The sequence below is a fragment of the Lysinibacillus telephonicus genome, from assembly GCF_003966145.1.
Classification (GTDB): Bacteria; Bacillota; Bacilli; order Bacillales_A; family Planococcaceae; genus Ureibacillus; species Ureibacillus telephonicus.
In genome coordinates this window covers 1-3,329 of the sequence record NZ_RXNR01000129.1, presented here as the reverse complement: position 1 = coordinate 3,329, position 3,329 = coordinate 1, and the positions used below count along the sequence as shown (strand labels likewise).

Below are 3,329 nucleotides of genomic sequence, written 5' to 3'. Positions count from 1 at the left end.
AACCTCACAAATAATTTAAGGGTTACGCCCCTTAAATTATTTGTGAGGCGAGCAAGCGATAGCGCGCTAGATTCAGAGTGAAATCTCAATTTCTTCTGTCCATTTTCTTGACATAGTATCAGGCTATAAAATTCATCAGGCTTCAAATGGTTTGGAAGCACTTAAAATATTAGAGTCAGAAGAAGTTGATTGCATTTTGTTAGATATGAAAATACCTAGAATGAACGGTTTAGAAATATTAAAACAAATAAGAGACAATAAATTAAGTATTCCTGTATTTATGATGACAGCTTTCAGAGAACAAGAACTAATAGATGAGGCTGGAAAATTAGGCGTTGTAAATTATTTTACTAAACCATTTAACATATTTGATATTCGAAATGAAGTTGTTAAAGTATTAGAACAAGGTCAGGATTATTCGGTAGAAGATCGTTAAGGTTAAATTCTGATTTTGTAAAAGGAATTAATTACATAACATTTTTTCTGCTGTTATATACTTAAGCGTTGAAAAAGCTTTGTAATTGTAAACATAACTATAATTAAATTAAAATCTCTTTTGCTCGGTTTATAGATAGTTAAAGTAATTTATACAACAATATAACGAGACATTTTTCGGCTGAACTATTTTATTTAGTTTAGCCTTTTTTAGTAGCGAGGAAGTAACGGTGGAAGAGCAATGAAAGGAAATTATATAAATATAGATTTCTCTTTCAGGTAGATAGGTAAAAATAAGTCCTTTTTTAAGAAACTAGCTGTTGAAATACTGTATATATATTAAAATGCTTTATTGGTTCTTTTGTAAGTAGGGGAACCAATTTTTTTATTATTACATAGTTTTAAAACTTTCTTTTTATTAGCCTCGTCTAATAGTCGAAATGGAGGGGAGAGTGTGGAAGAGATAACGTATGCTTCTATAACAACAGTCAATCATGAAGAATTGATTGATGATTTAATGCGTACATACGGGCAGGAAATCCAACAGCTTGTTTATGCTTATGTACATAACGAGACAATAGCGGAGGATTTGACCCAAGAAATTTTTGTAAAATGTTATAAATCAATAGAATCCTATAAAGGAAAATCGTCCATTAAGACATGGCTTTGGCGAATTGCAATCAACCATTCAAAAGATTATTTGAAAAGCTGGTATAACCAACGTGTTAAAGTTTCAGAGGATGTTGGTTTAATCATAAGTGAACGTAGAGATAGCGTTGAACAAACAGTTATCCAACAAGATGAAGATGCACAACTTGCATACTCTGTCATGCAACTGCCTATAAAATATCGAGAAGTAATCTACTTATTCTACTATGAGGAGCGTTCGATTAAAGAAATTGCCTCTATACTTGAAGTAAATGGAAATACTATAAAAACACGTTTACGCAAAGGCAAATCATTATTAAAAGAAATGCTGGAGGGATCCCTATGGATGAACGATTAAAAGGGTTAAAAAAAGCGATGAACAATCATACGTTTCGTCAAGTGAAGTTTACGGATGCCCATCGCCAAAAAATAAACGAACAAATAGAACAACTTGAAGATCAAGATGTGACAAAATTTATCCTTTCATTGCTGACTCAAGAAAGGACTGGCTCTGAGTTAACACAATTACTGCATGTAAGAGGGATCAAAACTATCATCAATAATGAAGGGATAGTCTATACAATTCTACACGCTCAAGAGCAACAAGGAATCATTGAATCATACTGGACTGAGGACGATGAAAAGTATTATAAATTAACAAATAAAGGTATGAAGATATTACAAAAGAAAAATGTGCAAAAAAGCAGTCGTGATATTTCCTTAAAACAGTTATTTAATGAGGTGACACTAAATGAACATTAGTCACTTTTTAGAAACAGTAACGAATGAAATTAAGTCTAAGGAAGCAAAGCAGTACGTGAAGGTAGAATTAAGCCAGCATATACAAAAATCAAAACAATCCTGGGTGCAACGCGGGTATAGTGAAATAGAAGCAGAGGAAAAGGCCGTGAAAGAAATGGGCAGTCCCATTACATTAGGTAAGTCTTTAAATAAATTACATAGGCCGAAAGTAGATTGGTTATTAATTTCTTTATTAATTGTTACATTGTTATTAAGCTTTTTACCAATTATGGCATTAAATCAAGAACGATATTTAGACTTTTTTAATTTGAATTTCTCAACAATGATACAAAACAAAGTGATTTTTATAATCATTGGATTAATTGTTGCGATTGGGATTATGTATTTTGACTATCGAAAACTAAAAAGATTTGGTTATCTGTTTTATGCTGCCGGAGTTGGGTTGATAATATTCCTTCAGTTATTTACGAATAGCATTGTTAATGGAGAACAGATGATTTCATTAGGTGGTATTGATATACAGGTTTGGATGGCAATTCCGTTATTTTTAATAGCCTGGGCATCAATTTTTAGTAATACGTCGTTTAAGTTATGGCATTGTATTGGTCTATTTGCTTTTTCTATTTATTTATTTTTGTGGATAGCTAATTTATCAATGCTATTTATTTATATTGTAATTGTTAGTGTCCTTTTCTTACAAAGTAAATTTAGTCGTAAAGAGAAATTACTAGTAGTTGGAGCTGCAGCTATTTTAATGGTAGGAATAATTATTTTCTTCACAGTTTCTTATATGAAAGGGAATATAGCACACTATCAAGTGGATCGTTTATTGGGTTTTATTGCCCCTTATGAGCATGCTTCTGGCAGTGGTTATCAATATGTGACACTTGAAAATGCAATTAAAAATGCGGGTATGTTTGGTACAGAAAATATAATATATATTCCGGATGCCGATACTATTCTTGTATTTGGAAATTTAATTCAAACATATGGATATGCACTAGGTATAGTAATTTTTGTGATTTTATCTGCTTTTTTGGCTCGAATCTGGATAATTTTAAAGTCAATTAAGGAGCCTTTTGGAAAGTTACTCATTATAGGGGGCGCAACACTTTTTGCTACCCAATTCCTCTATAGTGTAGGGGTGACCTTTGGATTGCTTCCGCTTGTCTCAATTACATTACCATTTATGAGTTACGGCTTAATGCCAACTGTACTAAATGCTTTTATTGTCGGGCTAGTTTTAAGTGTTTATCGAAGAAAACATTTTATTCAAATAAAAAGGGAAGAGAAGGACTTGAGCAGCTTTCAGTGATTTTTAATATTTAAAAAGCAAGGTGCGTTGGTCATAATGATCAACGCTTTTTTTTCTGTGAAAATAATTAATCCCTTCGGTCTTTGAATACTATTAATCAAATATGTTTATTCTTAAATTGACCGAAAAAAGCCAATAAGAAAGCAGAGCTACCTGTTGTGGGGTAACT

General features: G+C 31.9%; 4 protein-coding genes. All 4 read left to right on the top strand.

What is annotated here, in order from left to right; translation table 11 throughout:
* Nucleotides 1-70: 70 nt before the first annotated feature.
* The 4 genes from EKG35_RS20375 to EKG35_RS20360 all read left to right on the top strand — a co-directional run bounded on the left by EKG35_RS20375 (nt 71) and on the right by EKG35_RS20360 (nt 3,160).
* Nucleotides 71-436 (top strand): response regulator, encoded by a 366-nt coding sequence (locus tag EKG35_RS20375; RefSeq protein ID WP_342774130.1) that lies wholly within the window; start codon nt 71-73, stop codon nt 434-436.
* A 453-nt stretch (nt 437-889) separates the two neighbouring features.
* Nucleotides 890-1,441 carry a sigma-70 family RNA polymerase sigma factor gene (locus EKG35_RS20370; protein ID WP_126296378.1) on the top strand — a complete coding sequence of 184 codons (552 nt, stop codon included), beginning with the start codon at nt 890-892 and terminating at the stop codon, nt 1,439-1,441.
* A complete protein-coding gene (locus EKG35_RS20365) occupies nt 1,426-1,845 on the top strand; it encodes a PadR family transcriptional regulator (protein WP_126296377.1) in 420 nt (139 codons plus the stop codon). The genes EKG35_RS20370 and EKG35_RS20365 overlap by 16 nt, the downstream gene beginning before the upstream one ends.
* Entirely contained in the window at nt 1,835-3,160 is a 1,326-nt protein-coding gene (locus tag EKG35_RS20360; protein ID WP_126296376.1) for an FtsW/RodA/SpoVE family cell cycle protein, read from the top strand. The genes EKG35_RS20365 and EKG35_RS20360 overlap by 11 nt, the downstream gene beginning before the upstream one ends.
* Nucleotides 3,161-3,329: the final 169 nt, after the last annotated feature.

What these genes read in the sequence shown, in the direction of transcription:
- EKG35_RS20365 (WP_126296377.1), top strand. Translation starts at nt 1,426, where the DNA reads ATGGATGAACGATTAAAAGGGTTAAAAAAAGCGATGAACAATCATACG.
- EKG35_RS20360 (WP_126296376.1), top strand. Translation starts at nt 1,835, where the DNA reads ATGAACATTAGTCACTTTTTAGAAACAGTAACGAATGAAATTAAGTCT.